Here is a 16090-nt window from a genome sequence, read left to right as displayed (position 1 = left end):
AGGTAATAATTCTTATTAACAATTAGAAATGCCTTTGGAGATGTTCATGTTTGCGAAAACTCGCCTGGCGCTACTGGTAGGATGGGTGACCGGCGGCGTCGCTTTCCCGCTGCTGGCCCAGGAAACAACAAAAAACGAAACCATCGTCGTCACTTCGCAGATGCAAAGCGGCGCGACCAAAATTGCCACGCCGGATATTGAGACCCCGCAATCGGTATCCATCATCACGCGCGAGCAGTTTGAAGAGCAGGGAGCGATCAGCGTCCGTCAGGCCGTGAGCTACACCCCCGGTGTTTATAGCAACCAGATTGGCGCTTCCAACCGCTTTGACTATATCGTCCTGCGCGGCTTCTCCGATGGCAGCCTGGATAACGTCTATCTTGACGGCCTGAAAATGATGGGCGATACCAACTCCCATAGCTCACTGGTGGTCGATCCGTGGTTCCTGGAGAATATCGAAGTGGTGCGCGGCCCGGCCTCGGTGCTGTATGGTCGCTCTTCGCCCGGCGGCATCGTCGCCCTCACCTCGCGTAAGCCCTCTTTCGATCCCGGAGGGGAAATCAAGCTGTTTGCCGGTAATAACAACCAGCGCGGGGCGGCGTTTGACGTCACCGGCGCGCTGGACGATAACGATCGGGTGGCGGCGCGATTAAGCGGCATGACCCGCTATGCGGACTCCCAGTTTGATACCTTGAAAGAGCAGCGCTACGCGATTATGCCCAGCCTGACCTGGCGCATCACCGACCAGACGCGCCTTGATTTAATGGCCTATCTGCATCGCGATCCGGAGGGCGGCAGCCACTCGGGTCTCCCCTATGAAGGTACCGTGGTACCGCACTACGGCAAGAAAATTGCTAACACCTTCTTCGAAGGTGAAGATGATTACGACAAGTACGACCGCCGTGAAAATATGGTCGGCTACAATTTCGAGCATATGTTTGATAACGGCTGGTCGGTGCGGCAGAAGCTGCGCTACCTGCATACCAAAGTCGAGCTGAATCAGGTCTATGCCGCGGGCTGGCTGAACGAAACCGAACTGAACCGCGGTTACTCCGGCTCGGACGAAAAGATGAACGCCATCACTCTCGATAACCAACTCGACGGCAGCGTCGATACCTGGGCCGTGAACCATCGCCTGCTGATAGGCATTGACTATCAGGATCGCAGCAACAACACCACCGGCTACTATGGCGCATTCCCGGCCATCGACGCGTTTAATCCGGTCTACGGCGCGAAGCCGGATTACATCACCATGTACAGCCGTGAAAAACACAAGCTGCGCCAGACCGGCTACTATCTTCAGGACCAGATGTCCTGGGACCGCTGGCGCTTCACCCTGGGCGGGCGCTACGATCAGGTCAGCGTGTCGAATATCGATAAGCTGAATCAAACGCGCAGCGATCTGGATAAGAACAATTTCAGCACCCGTGCCGCCCTGCTGTATCTGTTCGACAACGGGTTTGCCCCGTACATCAGCTACTCTACCGCCTTTACGCCCACCAGCTTCGCCGACGAAAACGGCAACGTGCTCGATCCTATGAAAGGCAAGCAGTGGGAAGCCGGGCTGAAGTATGAGCCAGAAGGAATGAACAGCCAGTTCAGCGCCTCGGTATTCCGCATCAATCAGACCAATATCGCCACCAAAGAAGAGCCGACCGATCCGTACCGCTCGATTGGCGAAATTGAGTCGAAAGGGGTGGAGCTGGAGGCCATCAGTCAGCTAACCGACAGCCTCCGTCTGCAGGCGGCCTATACCTACACCGACATCCGCTATAAGAAAAGCAGCCCGGAAGAGCAAGGCAAGCGCGCCGTTTACGCGCCGCGCAATCAGGCCAGCGCCTGGCTGAGCTATGATGTGAAAAGCGGCCCGCTGGATGGTCTGACGCTGGGTTCCGGCGTGCGTTACGTCAACGGTATTACCAGCGACCGCTTGAATACGCATACCCTTCCATCCTATACGCTGGTGGATATGACGATTGGCTATGACCTGTCGCAGGTCGGGATTAAAGGCCTTAGCGCGCAGCTGAACGTCAATAATCTGACCGATAAGAGCTACGTTGCCGCCTGTAACTCGCTCTCTTACTGCTACTTTGGCGCAGAGCGCAGTATCGTCGGCAGCGTCTCCTGGAAGTTCTGATCGTGCTAAAAAGCCCGGAGTTTTTGCTCCGGGCTGCAGGTTAATCTTCCGCTTTATGAGCCCACGCGGGCATGGCCGTTAAATAGCGCATCGCTCGCTTGCGCGATTCCGCAGGCCCAACTTTCTGCCAGGAATCGAGGAACTCAGCCAGGCCGGAAACGGCATCCTCCCAGGACTTAAGCTTCCCCTCGCTATCGCAGCACCAGGCGCAGTAATCGTCGCTTGCGCTTTTCGCCTCCTCGGCGGACATCGGCATTCCGCAGGCCTGACAAAACCGTTCTTGCTGTGACATAGGGCGCTCCTTTCTCGCAAATTGAGCATAAAAAATACAGCATTGTTTGCACAATAACGTTCTGCCAGTTCAAATATCCGTAAATTATTGAGGGTTATTGTTGTATCACCCAGCACTGCTCCCGGTTCTCTGAACGCGTTCGTCTACACTAAACAGGGACAGGTGTTTGACGCAGCTGATTCAGGCGCATCCACGGTTTAAAACAAATCAAGACAGGACGCAATCATGCAACTTAACGACCCTACCCTTTTTCGCCAGCAGGCATTTATTGACGGACGCTGGCGCGACGCCAGCAGCGGAGAAACCCTCGGGGTTACTAACCCCGCCAACGGTCAGCAGCTGGGCAGCGTGCCCAAAATGGGTGCCGAGGAAACTCGCGAGGCGATCGATGCCGCCGCTCGCGCGCTGCCCGCGTGGCGCGCCCTTACCGCCAGGGAGCGCGCCACTATCCTGCGCCGCTGGTTTGATTTGATGATGGAGCATCAGGACGATTTAGCGCGCCTGATGACGCTGGAGCAGGGGAAACCGCTGGCCGAAGCAAAAGGCGAGATCGGCTACGCCGCCTCCTTTATCGAGTGGTTTGCCGAAGAGGGTAAACGCATTTACGGCGACACCATTCCCGGTCATCAGGCCGACAAACGGCTGCTGGTGATTAAACAACCGATTGGCGTAACCGCCGCTATCACTCCGTGGAATTTCCCCTCGGCAATGATCACCCGTAAGGCGGGCCCGGCTCTGGCCGCAGGCTGCACGATGGTGCTCAAGCCCGCCAGCCAGACGCCGTTCTCCGCGCTGGCGCTGGCGGAGCTCGCTAATCGCGCCGGGATCCCCGAAGGCGTATTTAACGTGGTGACCGGTTCGGCCAGCGAAGTGGGTAACGAGCTCACCGGTAACCCGCTGGTGCGCAAACTCTCCTTTACCGGCTCGACGGAAATAGGTCGCCAGCTGATGGAACAGTGCGCGAAAGATATCAAGAAGGTCTCGCTGGAGTTGGGCGGCAACGCGCCGTTTATCGTTTTTGATGACGCCGATCTGGATAAAGCTGTCGAAGGCGCGTTGGCCTCCAAGTTCCGCAACGCCGGACAGACCTGCGTCTGCGCCAACCGCCTGTACATTCAGAATGGCGTCTACGATCGCTTCGCCGAAAAGCTTCAGCAGGCGGTCAGTAAGCTGCAAATCGGCGATGGCCTGCAGCCGAACGTCACCATCGGGCCGCTGATTGACGAGAAAGCGATCGCCAAAGTGCAGGAACATATTGCCGATGCGCTGGACAAAGGCGCGCGGGTGGCTACCGGCGGGAAATCCCATGAGCTGGGCGGAAACTTCTTTCAGCCCACAATTCTGGTGGACGTCCCCAGCGATGCGAAAGTAGCGAAAGAAGAGACCTTTGGGCCCCTCGCCCCGCTCTTCCGCTTTAAAGATGAGGCAGATGTTATCGCTCAGGCCAACGATACCGAGTTCGGCCTGGCGGCTTATTTCTACGCCCGCGATCTGGGCCGCGTCTTTCGCGTTGGCGAAGCGCTGGAATACGGCATTATCGGTATTAATACCGGCCTTATCTCCACCGAGGTGGCTCCCTTCGGCGGCGTGAAATCCTCCGGCCTCGGTCGCGAAGGTTCGAAGTATGGCATAGAGGATTACTTAGAAATCAAATACATGTGTATTGGGATTTAATCAACCCTCGCGCCAGCTTCTGCTGGCGCAGCTTATTTAGCGGTCATTTCCCTCGGTAATAGCTGGAAATACGTTTCGCGGCTGGGTTCATGAGGACATCCCGATATCCTGCCCGTCTCAGCGCCATTCATTATGCTTAATAACAATGCGAAAAAGGGCGTTGGCTATAAGAAAAAGTTATCAATCATCCATTCCGGGCAGGTTCGACATAGGATTAATCGTAGGCTACAATAATCAACGCCGGTCTGAAGCTTAATTTCTTAATAGATTCATAGAGATAAATTTTGCTTTTCAGCGGGATATGACATCATTTTATTGACTATAAAACGAGCAAAAAGATGACGGATAGCACAATTAAAATTTATAACGCCCGCTACAGTAAGCTAATGAAGCTACTGGATTTTTTTGCCGTTAACCTGTTCATTTTTGCTTATTTAAAATACTTTCTCGTCGAACCATCTACGGCCTCTCTGTTCCTCGGAATAATATATTCCCTGATTTTTATCCGGGCCAACGAGCACTTTCAGTTATATTCAGGCCAGTTTAAAGGTCAGTATTTTAAAAAATTAACGAAGCTTTTTTTTAGCGTCTGTATTAGCGGGCTGCTGACGTTTTTATTGTTTGTGATTGCTGAACTATTAATGAACAATCATGCCAGTACGAACGCGCTGCTGCTGGCTGAAGTGATTGCACTATGCTCGCTGGCCATATTCATTAGTATGTTTCTTATTCGTATTATCTCCAGCCGCTATTTTTTCAAATCCAGACTCAAGGTGGCTATTTTAGGTATTACGCCAGCCGGGTTGGCCATTGAGCAGGCGCTGTTTAAGGAGTATACCCATAACGGTATTGAAATTACCTTCTTTGAGGACCGCGCCGTACAGCGCGACAGCCGCCTGCTCAGCATTGAGAAAAAAGGCAACTCGCGCGACCTGCTGGCGCTGGCAAAAGCAGGCGAGATAGATGAAGTCTATATCGCCCTGCCGATGGTCGCCCAGCAGCGCATTCGCCAGTTCTTAAACGAATTTTCCGATACCACCGTAGATGTGTTTCTGGTACCGGACCTGTTTTCCTATAGCTCACATATTTCGCAGCTGCGGATGTTTGGCAATATCCAGACCATCAGCATTTTTACGTCGCCGTTTGAAGGTGAAGGCGCGGTGCTCAAGCGTATCGAAGATATTGTTCTCGGCACCTTGTTCACCCTCGTCAGCCTGCCGGTGATGCTCGCGGTGGCCATCGGCATCAAGCTGACGTCGCCAGGCCCGGTGCTGTTTAAACAAAGTCGTTATGGTCTGAACGGTAAGCAGATCGCGGTATGGAAGTTCAGAACCATGCGCGTGATGGAAAACAGCGCGGTCGTCACCCAGGCCACGCGTAACGATCCGCGTATTACCCGCTTCGGCGCCTTTCTACGCAAAACATCGCTTGATGAACTGCCGCAGTTTTTTAACGTGCTGCAGGGAACCATGTCGATAGTGGGTCCCCGCCCGCACGCGGTCGCGCACAATGAGCAATATCGCGTGCTGGTGGAAAACTACATGATTCGCCATAAAGTGAAGCCCGGCATTACCGGGCTGGCGCAAATTCACGGCTTTCGCGGCGAAACTGACACGATTGATAAAATGGAAAAACGCATTCAGTACGATCTGGAATATATTCAGTCGTGGTCGCTGCTGCTGGATATCAAAATTGTATTTTTAACGTTTTTCCGCGGATTTGTGGGCAAAAATGCGTTCTGAACTCACTTTCCTCGCAGGTCTGCTGGCGATACCTTGCGCATGGGCGGACCTGCAGGCAAAACCACATACCGGCGTGGCTGGCATCGATTTCGAGAGCCAGGTGGGTTATGACGTCGGTTACAATGACAACGTGACCTGGCAACGCTACGGCGGCAACGAAATCGCTTCCTCCTGGCAGGGTATTAAGCCGATTTTTAAAGCGATCGGCGAGCGCTATGAAGACCGCTATTTACTGATGTACTCGGGCGATTACCGCCGCTACGCCAGCGATAGCGCTGATAACCGTGATAACCATTTTTTTATGTTTAACGGTAAGTGGCGCTTCGGCAGTATGCATGGCCTGTCGTTGGATCTTGATGAAACGTTCGGCCATGAAGAGCGCGGCCGCGATACCACTGAGGGGTTTCTGCCCGAGCAGTTCAAAGAGTTTGGCATTAATAAACCCATCGCCACGCGCTTCTTTAACAGTGAACTACGCTATAGCTACGGGGCGCCGGAAGGGCGCGGCAAAGCTGAAGTTGCGCTGATGCATAAACAGCTGCGCTTTCGCAATCTTGACAGCATTGAGGACGCCAGCGCCGACTTCCATTACTACATGCACGATCAGGAGTGGCATGAAAACAGCCTGGTCGCCGAGCTTTTTGATCAAAAAGCCAAAACGCTGCGCTACCGCTACAGTTTTATTACCAACCAGCGTCGCTATGAGCTCAACCCGTTAAAAGACAGTAATGAATACTATCTGCTGATGGGTATGAAAAACCGCCTTTCCGGCAAGACCGAGATCAACGGCAACGTCGCATGGCTGTATAAAGATTTTATCCATAACCCCGACTCACAGGGGTTCAACGGCCTGAACTGGGATATTAATGCCGACTGGAAACCGCTTGAACAGATAAAACTCAACTTACACAGTTCACAACGGATAAAAGATCCTACCGACTCCGGCGGCTATATTCTGGTATCCAATTTTGGCCTGGGCTACGAGCACCACTGGCTGGTCGACAGATTCTCCACCCTGGTTGATTACTCTTATATTACAGAGGATTACAAGCACCAGACCAACGGACGCAAAGATCGATCAAACCTCGTATCGCTGACCTTCAACTACGACTATCGACCATCCGTTAATTTTCAGCTGAAGCTGCAATGGAACACGATGCATTCGAATAAAGAAAAAGATGCCTTTTATATTGGGCCAGACTATGACCATGAGGTCGAGCGCACGCTGGGCTACAACGACTCGGCCATTATTTTTATGACGCAGGTACAAATATGATCCTTAGCTATGGAAAACGGGCGGTGATTTCTCTTCTGGCGCTATGGCTGGCGGGCTGTTCGGCGCCAGCGCAGACGATCCGAACGCCGCCGGATGCCGTTTATCATCTGGACCAAGGGGATGAGATCAATATCGCGGTTTCCGGCGAGCAGGATCTCACTATGCGCGTAAAAATCGATAATAGCGGCAGCGTTGATTATCCTTATATAGGCTCCCTGATGCTGAAAGGAAAAACGCCCGAACAGGTCGGCAATGAAATTGCCGATAAGCTGCGCGGAAGCTATCTGCAGGCGCCAATGGTCACCGTGAGCATTGCCGAATACCGTAAAATTTATCTGTTAGGCGAAGTCAAAAAACCGGACGGCTACGCCTGGGAGCCCGGCTTAACGGCGGAAAAAGCCATTGCGCTGGCCGGAGGGTTCACCGACCGCGCCGATCGCCATGACATCCGCATTCGCCAGTTTCGCAGCGGTAAACTGCTGGAAAACGTCGCCGCCGACTCCGCCGTACAGGCCGGAGATACCATCATCATTGGCATGAGTTTCTTCTGATATGGCTATTTCATTAGTTGAAAATGGAAAGAAGAAAGAAGGCTTTATCGACTTCACGCCTTATTTCAACAAAATCAAGCACAAGCTGATTTGGTGCCTGGTGGTGGTCGTGGTGGCTGCGGCGGCGTCGTGGATCCTGACGCGCTTTATGTCATCCAGCTATACCGCAACCGCAACGGTGCTGTTTAAAGCGCAGTCGCAGGATGTAACCCCCCTGCCGCGGCTGGAAAACTACGATTCCACCCGCAGCGATTACTATGAAACCAAATACGCGCTGATGGGCTCCCGCGTGGTACTGGAAGCCGCAGTGAAAGCGCTAAAGCTGGATCAGGACCCGGAATTTAACGGCGGGGATAAGCTTGATGAGGCCGCGCGCGTCAATAATGCCGTGCGCGCCCTGCAAAAAAACCTGACCATCTCCGGCGTGCGCACCACGCAGCTGGTATCCGTTTCGATGGAGGCGAAATCGCCGCAAAAAGCCGCCGATATTGCCAACGGCGTGGCGCAGGCCTTTATCGATTACAGCCTGGCGCAGAAGCAGAAAATCTTACTTCAGGCTCAGGGCTGGAACGAAAAAATGATGGACGATCTGCGCAATAAACTCGATCGCCAGAAAGCCGATATCGATGATTTTCTCAAACAGAACGGTCTGCTGACTTTTCGCAGCATGGATGGCTACGAAACCGAGCGCCTGGGGATCGTGATTAACCATCTGGCTGACGCGACCCAGCGCCGTTTGAAAGCGCAAACGGTATGGGACAAAGTGCGCCGCCAGCAGGGAAAAGCGCCGGAAGCGATCATCTCACTGCCGGAAATTTCCGGTCATCCGCAGATTCAGGATCTGCGGATCGCGCTGATCCAGACGCGACGTAACTTATCGGAAGCGGCAAAACACTATGGCCCTAAGCATCCGAAATACCTCCAGGCTCAGGCCCAGCTGCAGGTCGTTAACGGACAAATAGGCCAGGTGCTGGGTGAACTGCTCAATGGGTTACGTCAGCAGTATCAGATTGCGCTGGACGATGAGCAGCACTATCAGCAGATGCTCAACGATCAGAAAGCCGACTTCCAGGCACTGGGCGCTAAGCGCGATAAATACAACACCATGATGACCGCGCTGAACAAAACCGAAGAGCTGTATAAATCGCTGTATCAGCGGGCGAACGAGCAGAAGCTCTCCGAGAGCTTTTCGGTTCCTGATGAAGTGATCTACGATGCCGCCGTGCCGCCAAATCAACCGTCTAAACCGCAGCGCGGTCTGCTTATCGTGATGGCGACCCTGATGGCGCTGGCGCTGTACATTATGTACCTGATTGTCAGCACCGCGCTGGATAAAACGGTCAACAGCATCAGCGAACTTAAAGCTAAAACGGGCCTTGATGCCAGCGGTGAATTCCCGCAATTGCCTCAGGCGAACAGCGCGAAGCTGACGTTCCAGAACCTGCTGTATGCCGACATGATCCACAGCCTGCGCCTGGCGCTGCTCGGTCAGAATAATCATGGCGGGATGATACTGGTGACCTCGGCGCAGGCCGATGCCGGCAGCAGCCTGATTGCCGAAATGCTGGCGTGGTCCGCCGCTAAGTCAGGTAAAACGCTGCTCATTGATGTGGACTACCTGGCAAGCGATGGGCTCTCCGCGCGCTATCCGCAGCATAAAACGGGCTTTAGCGAGCGTCTTGATGGCCGCAGCGCCGCGCCTCAGGCGGTGGTCCCCCTGGCCGACACGCTTGATTTTATGCCGCGAGGCGAGCTGAGCGACTCCGCGCTGCTGCTGTTCACCTCTGAGCGGCTCCCGGCGCTGCTGACGACGCTGCGGCAGACCTACGATTATCTGATTATTAATGCGCCTTCGCTCGGGCTGGCGCAGGACGCCCTGCTGCTGGCGCCGCACGTCGATATTACCCTGCTGGCGATCAACGCTGGCGAGCAGGCGTCGCGCATTCGCGACGCGCAGAATCGTCTGCAAACCGCCGCGCCTACGCCAGTCGCCACCATGCTTAACCGGGTTCAAGAAGAGAATCTGGAGACTCAGGAAGGCAAACGCCTGCCCGAGCGCGGCATGGGCGAACTGATTTCACCGAAGTAGCGATTATGAATTTAATTAAGAGTATTTCTTCAATCGCCAGCTCCTCGGTTCTTTCGCAGGCGATCGGCGCATTTTCCGTGTGGCTGATTTCCCATCGCTACGGCATGGCGGAAGTCGGACACTATGCGATGATCTACAGCAACGTGCTGATTGGCGCTCAGGTTTGCACCTTTGCGTCGCAGCTGCTTATCCCGCGCCAGGAGGAGCATGAGCTGGGGCAGAACGTAGTGTTTTGCCTGCTACAAAGCCTGATTCTGGCGCTGCCCTGGGCGGTCATCACCGGGCTGATTTTCCATCTCAATATTGCGTTTCTCTATCTGCTCACCTTCGGCTATGCGCTGGTTTTGATTGCCGAGAACCTCTCGCTGCGCGGCGGCAACTATCAGTTTCTGACCTTTCAGCGCATCGCCGTGTCGCTGGTCGTAGCGATAGCCCTGCTGGCGATGCCGAATACCACGCTGTTCTATATCGCCTGGATGGCCGGTATTTTGCTGCTGCTCAGCCTCTGTCTGCTGCGCTTGTTCCGCTTCAGTACCCTGACGCCAGCGCATTTTTCTCCGCGCGCGAACGCTCTTTTTGCGCGTCAGCACTGGCAGCATCTCAGTCGCGTCGGCAGCGCGGAAGTGCTGGCGATGGCCAGTAATAACCTGCCGACGATGTTGATAAATGTCTGGTTTTCACCGCTGGTCGCGGGCTATTTCTCGGTGGTAAGCCGCTTCTGTTTATCTCCGGTGATGATTGTCGGTAACGCGGTGCGCAACTCCATCTTTTCAAAATGGTCGATGGATTTTCGCAACCGCACCTTTAACTATCCGGAGTACAAAAAGATTCGCCTGCTGCTGATGGCCGCGGCGCTGATCTGTATCCTTGGGATCTGGATTTTCTATCCGCTGGTTATGCGCCTCGGCTTTAGCCAGGAGTGGCTCAATTCCATTCCGACCTCACGCTATATGTTGCCCTATCTGTTCGCCGCGCTGGCCGTCAGTCCGCTGACCGTTATTGAGCTTATCTTTGGTTCTAAACGCTATTTTTTACGTATTCAGATAGAGCAGTTGCTAATCATCGCCGTCGCTTTTGTCGTTCTGCCTAAGTTGGGCCAGAGCTATGAGATAGCCCTGCTGACGTTCTCTCTTCTGACCAGCATTCGCTATCTGTTCATCCTGCTGAAAATGAACAAACGGGCGCTACAGCTCTCCCGGCAGGAGCAGAAAATATGCAGCTAAATACCGGCCGCTATCTGGAAGCATTCGCGCTGACGACCATCGTCTTCTGCGGCACGATTCAGTATTTCACCGGCGTGGCAGCCGTACTGTGGCTTCCTTTTTTCATGGTGCTGGTGATGGTGATTCTGCTGATGATGCAAAGCCGGGCGCAGCCGCTGGCGCTTAGCGCGCGCGAGAAGGTGGTGCTGGCGCTGTACCTGACTTTTATCATCCTCAGCCTCTGCGCCACGGTTTTACAATCCGGCATCGTCACCGCTATCGTCGGCTTTAAAAACGAACTGGCTCTGTCGCTGGTGATGTTTTGCATGCTGCTCGGCATGTTTCGCGAGTCGCAGCTGCATCGCCTGACACAGCTTTTTTACTGGCTATTCTACGTCCAGTTCCCGCTGGCTATCTATCAGGTGCTGGTAGTGGTGCCAAAACGCGTGGCGCTACGCGGTGAGGATGAAAAGTGGGATTCGGTGGTCGGCACGTTTGGTGGCGACCCGATGGGCGGCGGCAATACCGCAGCAATGGGGATGTTCTGCCTGCTGATTATGCTGCTGAAGGTGTCCGAATTTAAGCACGGTATCTGCTCGTTCAAGTCGATGGCGACGCATATCGTGCTGGCCTTTTTCCTCTGCGTGGTCGGCGAGGTAAAATTCGTGATTCTGCTGTCGCCGTTCTTACTGGCACTGCTGTGGATCATGCCCGCTTACGTTAGCGGTATCAGTAAAGTCACCCTGCGCTCATTGATGATTATCGCCGCCGGCATGGTGGTATTAATTTTTGCCGCTATCACTATTCTGGCGTCCAACTACTCGTCGGCCTTCGGCGGAGATCCGACAAAAAGCGCGCTCTCGGTATTTATCGATTCCCTCGGCTATATCTTTGATACCAACTACATTATGGAAAGCGGCGAGCTCGGCCGATTTACCACTATTTTCTTCTGGCTCCAGCATAACGAACTTTTTGGCCCCGGCGGAATGCTGTTTGGTTACGGTCTGAACGCCACCAACAGCGGCAGTACCGTCTCCCCCGGCTATATTGGCGCCTGGTATCACCTTATTCTCGATTCCACCGCGCTGAGCATGCTGTTGTGGGAAGTCGGTATTATCGGCGTGATCTTATTTATCGCCATGATTGCTTCTATTCTCGTCGGTATGCGGCCGAAAGAGACCTTTTCCCGCTACGATCTTAAACGTGAAGATTTACAGCTGCTCAGCTCCGCGCCTGCATTTTACGTCTTTGCCATTGGCTGTTTGCTCAGTCTTCCCTACAGCCAGATCCTGATGATCATTCCCATGCTACAGTTTTTATTATGGCTGGCCCTCGGGGCGCTTATTGTCATTCATCGTTCTGTCCGTCTGAATTCCGGTACCCAATATGAATAAAACGCCATCAATTACCGTCAGCATTAAAACCCTCAACGAAGCGCAGGGTATTGAAAAAACGATCGACAGCGTCCGCAAGCAATTGCAGCCTTATCCGCATCAAATTATCGTCGCCGATAGCCTGTCCACCGACAATACCCGGGAGCTGGCCGTCGCCAAAGACGCGATGGTGGTCTGCCTCGATAACGCGAAAGATCGCTGCTGCGGCGTGGGTCATCAGCTGGGCTGGTTGTTCAGCGAAGGGGATTACCTGCTGCTGCTGGATGGCGATATGGAGCTGGAGCCGGGTTTTCTCGACACCGCTGTGGCTTTTCTCGAAACGCATCCCGAGTATGCGGGCGTGGCGGGCAGCGTCGAGATGGATGACGCCGCTAACTATGAGTTTAAATCGCGCAAGCAGCGTCTGCATCTTATCTATCCGCAGGGCGATACCGATCATCTTGGCGGCGGCGGGCTCTATCGCCGTTCAGCAATCGAGAAAATAGGCTATCTGACTAATCTGAACCTTCACGGTTATGAAGAAGCTGAACTGGGGATCCGTTTGCAGGCCGCGGGCTATAAGCTCCATCGTCTTGCCGCACCCTATTTTAGCCATGCATCCTATACCATGCCGACCTTCAAAATGCTGGCCTATCGCTGGAAGAACGGCTTTTTATGGGCGCCGGGTGAACTATTACGCAACTGCTGGGGAAAAAAGCATTTCCCCGCCGCGCTTAAGATTGTTCGCAACGAACTGATATTCACGCTGTATATCCTGATATTGATTATTTGCCTGCTGACGTTCAATCCCGGGGTGATTATCATCGCCCTGCTTCCGCTGCTGGCGTTTATCGCGCTGAAGGCGATTAAAAATAAATCGCTGCGCGACGGCGTCCAGAGCGTGATCAACTTATCGTTATTTTCCGCAGGCATGGTGCGAGGCGTCATTAACCCCGTTCGCGATCCGCTGAAACAGCCCGCCGTGACCGTCTCTAACCCAAAACATATCCAGACAGAACATGAAAATATTATTCGTTAATAAATTCTTCTTTATTAAGGGCGGAGCGGAAACCGTTTTTTTTCAGGAACGAGACGCCATGCTGCAAGCCGGCTATCAGGTTGTCGACTTTAGCATGCAGCATGCGGAAAATAAGCCTTCGCCCTGGGAGAATTTCTTCGTACATAACGTGGATTATCATCAAAGCCATGGCCTGACGGGTAAGCTCAAAGCGGGTATCGATTTTATCTACAACGCCGAGGCCTGCAATAAACTCAATACGCTGCTGCTGGAACAGCGCCCGGATATTGTGCACTTTCACAATATCTATCATCAGCTGACGCCCGCATTGATTGGCGTCGCTAAACGCTTTGGCTGCAAAACGGTACTGACGGCGCACGATTATAAAATCGTTTGTCCATCTTACACCATGCTGCGCGATGGCCACGTCTGCGATGACTGTCTTACCGGTTCGGTGAGCAATGCCTTTCGCCATCGCTGCCAGCAGGGAGACACCTTTAAAAGCCTGCTGCTCTCGCTTGAGGCCTACTGGCAAAAGTTCGCGCAAAATTACGCCATGCTCGATTGCATTATCGCTCCCAGCGAATTTATGCGTCAGACGCTGCTGCGTAAATTACCCAGGTCGCGGATCGATGTGATCGTCAACGGTATTGATGCCAGCACCACGGTCCCGGGCGATACTGCGGGGGATTATTTCCTCTATATCGGCCGCTTGAGCCGTGAGAAAGGCGTGGCTACCCTGGCGCTGGCGCAGCAAAAAATGCAGCAGTCCATGCCGCTGAAAATCGTCGGCGATGGCCCTCTCGGCAGCGACCTGCGCGCCCGCTTTAGCGGTCCGGAATTTCTCGGCTATATGCGCCATGGAGAAGCGCTCAACGCGCTGATTCGCGGCGCGCGAGCGGTGATCGTCCCTTCCGAATATTATGAAAACTGCTCGATGTCGGTGCTGGAGGCGATGGCGTTCGGCCGCCCCGTCGTCGGCGGCAATATCGGCGGTATTCCGGAGCAAATTCGCGATGGCATTGATGGCTATCTGGTGGAACCAGGAGATGCCGACGCGCTGGCGCGCATCATGGATAGCCTGGCCGCCAATCCTCAGCAGGCGCGTGAAATGGGCATTAACGCACGCCAGCGGTTAGAGGATAAATACGATCTCGCCCGACATATGCAGGTTCTGCAGGAACTCTATCAGCAGCTTGTGGGGGAAGCGAAATGAAGCTTAAAGTGACGGTGCTCGGCACCCGCGGTATACCGAACGTCCAGGGCGGCGTGGAGACCCATTGCCAGAATTTGTATCCCGAAATCTATCAACAGAATCATGCTGATATCTGCGTCATTGCCCGCTCGCCGTACGTCGACTACCGCCGTAGCGAATATAAAGGCGTACAGCTGAAAAGCCTGTGGGCGCCCAAAAGCCGCAAGTTCGAAGCCATTATTCACTCTACGCTGGCCGCCTTCAGTACCCTGTTCGACGGTTCAAATGTCGTGCACGTTCACGCGGTCGGGCCTGGCCTGGTGGTCCCGCTGCTGCGCCTGCTCGGCAAACGCGTCGTTTTTACCCACCACGGCCCGGACTATGACCGGCAGAAATGGGGGAAAATGGCGAAGGAGATGCTGCGCCTCGGTGAAAAATGGGCGGTGAAATATGCCAACGAGGTCATTGTTATCTCGGAAGTGATTAATACGTTGATTCAGACCAAACATGGCCGTTATAACGCGAACGTGATCTATAACGGCGTGCGCCAGCCGCAGCTTCCCGCCGAAGAGGCCCGGCAGGCCACGTTGGATCAGTACTCTCTCAAAGCCGGGCAATACGTTGTCGCCGTCGCCCGCTTTGTTGAAGAAAAAGGGCTGCACGATCTGATTGCCGCCCACAAAGCCGCCAACTGCTCGCAGCCGCTGGTGCTGATTGGCGATGCCGATCATCCGGATGAGTATAGCGAGCGGCTGAAGAAACAGGCGGCCGCTACCCCGGGGGTGATCATGACCGGTTTTATTAGCGGCGATCCGTTGCATACCCTGTTCTCACAGGCCGGGCTTTTTGTTCTACCGTCTTACCATGAAGGGCTGCCTATTGCCCTGCTGGAGGCCATGTCCTGGTCACTGCCGGTTATCGTCAGCGATATCCCCGCTAACCTGGAGATTGGCCTGCCTGCCGGGGACTATTTCCCGGCAGGTGATGTCGCCGCGCTGGCGCAAAAGTTGCAGTCCTGGAGCGGCGAGGAGACCGTGGATTACAGCCAGTTAATGCCCAAATACCGCTGGCCGGACATTGCAGCGAAAACGGCTCAGGTCTATCAGCGATTAACGAATAAGAGTCAACCGTGACAAAATCAACATCCGACCTGGTCATCGAGCGCTTTTATTCCGCGCTTGACCCGGAAACAGAAGCCTCATTAACGCCGGAGCAGAAACGCGGTATCGAACAGGCGCTGGTGAGATCGAGCCTGGCGTCGCGCCATCGTATCGACTTTCGCCATAGCTTTCCGTTTCTGCATCGTCGCTATTTTGTAGTCTTTTTATGCGGTCGCGATCTGCGCAAAATTCCGCGAGAAAGCACGCTGCTCGGGCGTATATTTTCCACCCTGGCGATTACGTTTGCCGTACTGTTTGCCATTCTTGCCGTGCTGCTGGCGCTCTATATGCTTAAATCTGCGCTGGGTATCGATGTGTTTAAGAACTTCCACGTGGGTATCTGGACGTGGTTTGTAAACCTCCACGATAAAGTGAATTAAC

The 16090-nt window shown here is 54.0% G+C and carries 13 protein-coding genes; 12 read left to right on the top strand and 1 reads right to left on the bottom strand.

From position 1 onward, the window contains the following. Positions 1-28 precede the first annotated feature (28 nt). Positions 29-2137: a ferrioxamine B receptor FoxA gene (foxA, locus tag ACSIPU_RS27160; protein ID WP_016809599.1), complete on the top strand. Its 2109-nt coding sequence runs from the start codon at positions 29-31 to the stop codon at positions 2135-2137. A 40-nt stretch (positions 2138-2177) separates the two neighbouring features. On the opposite strand, the gene ACSIPU_RS27155 is transcribed toward foxA, so the two are convergent. Then, the gene (locus ACSIPU_RS27155) at positions 2178-2429 is read right to left on the bottom strand and encodes a zinc ribbon domain-containing protein (protein ID WP_004099220.1); all 252 of its coding nucleotides are present in this window, start codon (positions 2427-2429) and stop codon (positions 2178-2180) included. A gap of 225 nt (positions 2430-2654) precedes the next feature. Here ACSIPU_RS27155 and gabD point away from each other — a divergent pair, with 225 nt between their 5' ends. The 11 genes from gabD (at position 2655) to ACSIPU_RS27100 (ending at position 16089) form a co-directional block, all read left to right on the top strand. Then, a complete protein-coding gene (gene gabD / locus ACSIPU_RS27150) occupies positions 2655-4103 on the top strand; it encodes an NADP-dependent succinate-semialdehyde dehydrogenase (RefSeq protein ID WP_024273761.1) in 1449 nt (482 codons plus the stop codon). Between the two features lie 338 nt (positions 4104-4441). Beyond that, positions 4442-5845 (top strand): undecaprenyl-phosphate glucose phosphotransferase, encoded by a 1404-nt coding sequence (locus ACSIPU_RS27145; RefSeq protein WP_004099218.1) that lies wholly within the window; start codon positions 4442-4444, stop codon positions 5843-5845. Beyond that, the gene (locus ACSIPU_RS27140) at positions 5835-7121 is read left to right on the top strand and encodes an outer membrane beta-barrel protein (RefSeq protein WP_004099216.1); all 1287 of its coding nucleotides are present in this window, start codon (positions 5835-5837) and stop codon (positions 7119-7121) included. The genes ACSIPU_RS27145 and ACSIPU_RS27140 overlap by 11 nt, the downstream gene beginning before the upstream one ends. Then, entirely contained in the window at positions 7118-7672 is a 555-nt protein-coding gene (locus ACSIPU_RS27135; protein ID WP_004099214.1) for a polysaccharide biosynthesis/export family protein, read from the top strand. Before ACSIPU_RS27140 ends, ACSIPU_RS27135 begins: the two co-directional genes overlap by 4 nt. A gap of 1 nt (position 7673) precedes the next feature. After that, positions 7674-9761 (top strand): GumC family protein, encoded by a 2088-nt coding sequence (locus tag ACSIPU_RS27130; protein ID WP_004099205.1) that lies wholly within the window; start codon positions 7674-7676, stop codon positions 9759-9761. Positions 9762-9766: 5 nt separating this feature from the next. Then, positions 9767-10984, top strand: a complete 1218-nt coding sequence (locus tag ACSIPU_RS27125; RefSeq protein WP_004099203.1) for a lipopolysaccharide biosynthesis protein — start codon at positions 9767-9769, stop codon at positions 10982-10984. After that, entirely contained in the window at positions 10975-12357 is a 1383-nt protein-coding gene (locus ACSIPU_RS27120; protein WP_004099201.1) for a hypothetical protein, read from the top strand. The genes ACSIPU_RS27125 and ACSIPU_RS27120 overlap by 10 nt, the downstream gene beginning before the upstream one ends. After that, positions 12350-13375 carry a glycosyltransferase family 2 protein gene (locus ACSIPU_RS27115; protein WP_004099199.1) on the top strand — a complete coding sequence of 342 codons (1026 nt, stop codon included), beginning with the start codon at positions 12350-12352 and terminating at the stop codon, positions 13373-13375. The genes ACSIPU_RS27120 and ACSIPU_RS27115 overlap by 8 nt, the downstream gene beginning before the upstream one ends. Further along, entirely contained in the window at positions 13356-14570 is a 1215-nt protein-coding gene (locus ACSIPU_RS27110) for a glycosyltransferase family 4 protein (protein WP_016809607.1), read from the top strand. Before ACSIPU_RS27115 ends, ACSIPU_RS27110 begins: the two co-directional genes overlap by 20 nt. Further along, on the top strand, positions 14567-15682 hold the full coding sequence (locus ACSIPU_RS27105) for a glycosyltransferase family 4 protein (protein WP_004099196.1): 1116 nt from the start codon (positions 14567-14569) through the stop codon (positions 15680-15682). Before ACSIPU_RS27110 ends, ACSIPU_RS27105 begins: the two co-directional genes overlap by 4 nt. Beyond that, positions 15679-16089: a hypothetical protein gene (locus tag ACSIPU_RS27100; RefSeq protein ID WP_004110797.1), complete on the top strand. Its 411-nt coding sequence runs from the start codon at positions 15679-15681 to the stop codon at positions 16087-16089. Before ACSIPU_RS27105 ends, ACSIPU_RS27100 begins: the two co-directional genes overlap by 4 nt. The last annotated feature ends 1 nt before the right edge of the window (position 16090 follow it).

The sequence above is a fragment of the Klebsiella sp. HN106 genome (genome assembly GCF_051209435.1).
Lineage (GTDB): Bacteria > Pseudomonadota > Gammaproteobacteria > Enterobacterales > Enterobacteriaceae > Klebsiella > Klebsiella oxytoca.
The sequence above is the reverse complement of the archived record's forward strand: the minus strand, read 5'-3'. Positions and strand labels throughout refer to the sequence as shown.

Bases quoted from the DNA above. Each gene is read 5' to 3' on its own strand.
- ACSIPU_RS27120 (WP_004099201.1), top strand. From the start codon at position 10,975: ATGCAGCTAAATACCGGCCGCTATCTGGAAGCATTCGCGCTGACGACC.
- ACSIPU_RS27155 (WP_004099220.1), bottom strand. From the start codon at position 2,429: ATGTCACAGCAAGAACGGTTTTGTCAGGCCTGCGGAATGCCGATGTCC.
- ACSIPU_RS27115 (WP_004099199.1), top strand. From the start codon at position 12,350: ATGAATAAAACGCCATCAATTACCGTCAGCATTAAAACCCTCAACGAA.
- ACSIPU_RS27105 (WP_004099196.1), top strand. From the start codon at position 14,567: ATGAAGCTTAAAGTGACGGTGCTCGGCACCCGCGGTATACCGAACGTC.
- ACSIPU_RS27125 (WP_004099203.1), top strand. From the start codon at position 9,767: ATGAATTTAATTAAGAGTATTTCTTCAATCGCCAGCTCCTCGGTTCTT.
- ACSIPU_RS27110 (WP_016809607.1), top strand. From the start codon at position 13,356: ATGAAAATATTATTCGTTAATAAATTCTTCTTTATTAAGGGCGGAGCG.
- foxA (WP_016809599.1), top strand. From the start codon at position 29: ATGCCTTTGGAGATGTTCATGTTTGCGAAAACTCGCCTGGCGCTACTG.
- ACSIPU_RS27145 (WP_004099218.1), top strand. From the start codon at position 4,442: ATGACGGATAGCACAATTAAAATTTATAACGCCCGCTACAGTAAGCTA.
- ACSIPU_RS27135 (WP_004099214.1), top strand. From the start codon at position 7,118: ATGATCCTTAGCTATGGAAAACGGGCGGTGATTTCTCTTCTGGCGCTA.
- gabD (WP_024273761.1), top strand. From the start codon at position 2,655: ATGCAACTTAACGACCCTACCCTTTTTCGCCAGCAGGCATTTATTGAC.
- ACSIPU_RS27130 (WP_004099205.1), top strand. From the start codon at position 7,674: ATGGCTATTTCATTAGTTGAAAATGGAAAGAAGAAAGAAGGCTTTATC.
- ACSIPU_RS27140 (WP_004099216.1), top strand. From the start codon at position 5,835: ATGCGTTCTGAACTCACTTTCCTCGCAGGTCTGCTGGCGATACCTTGC.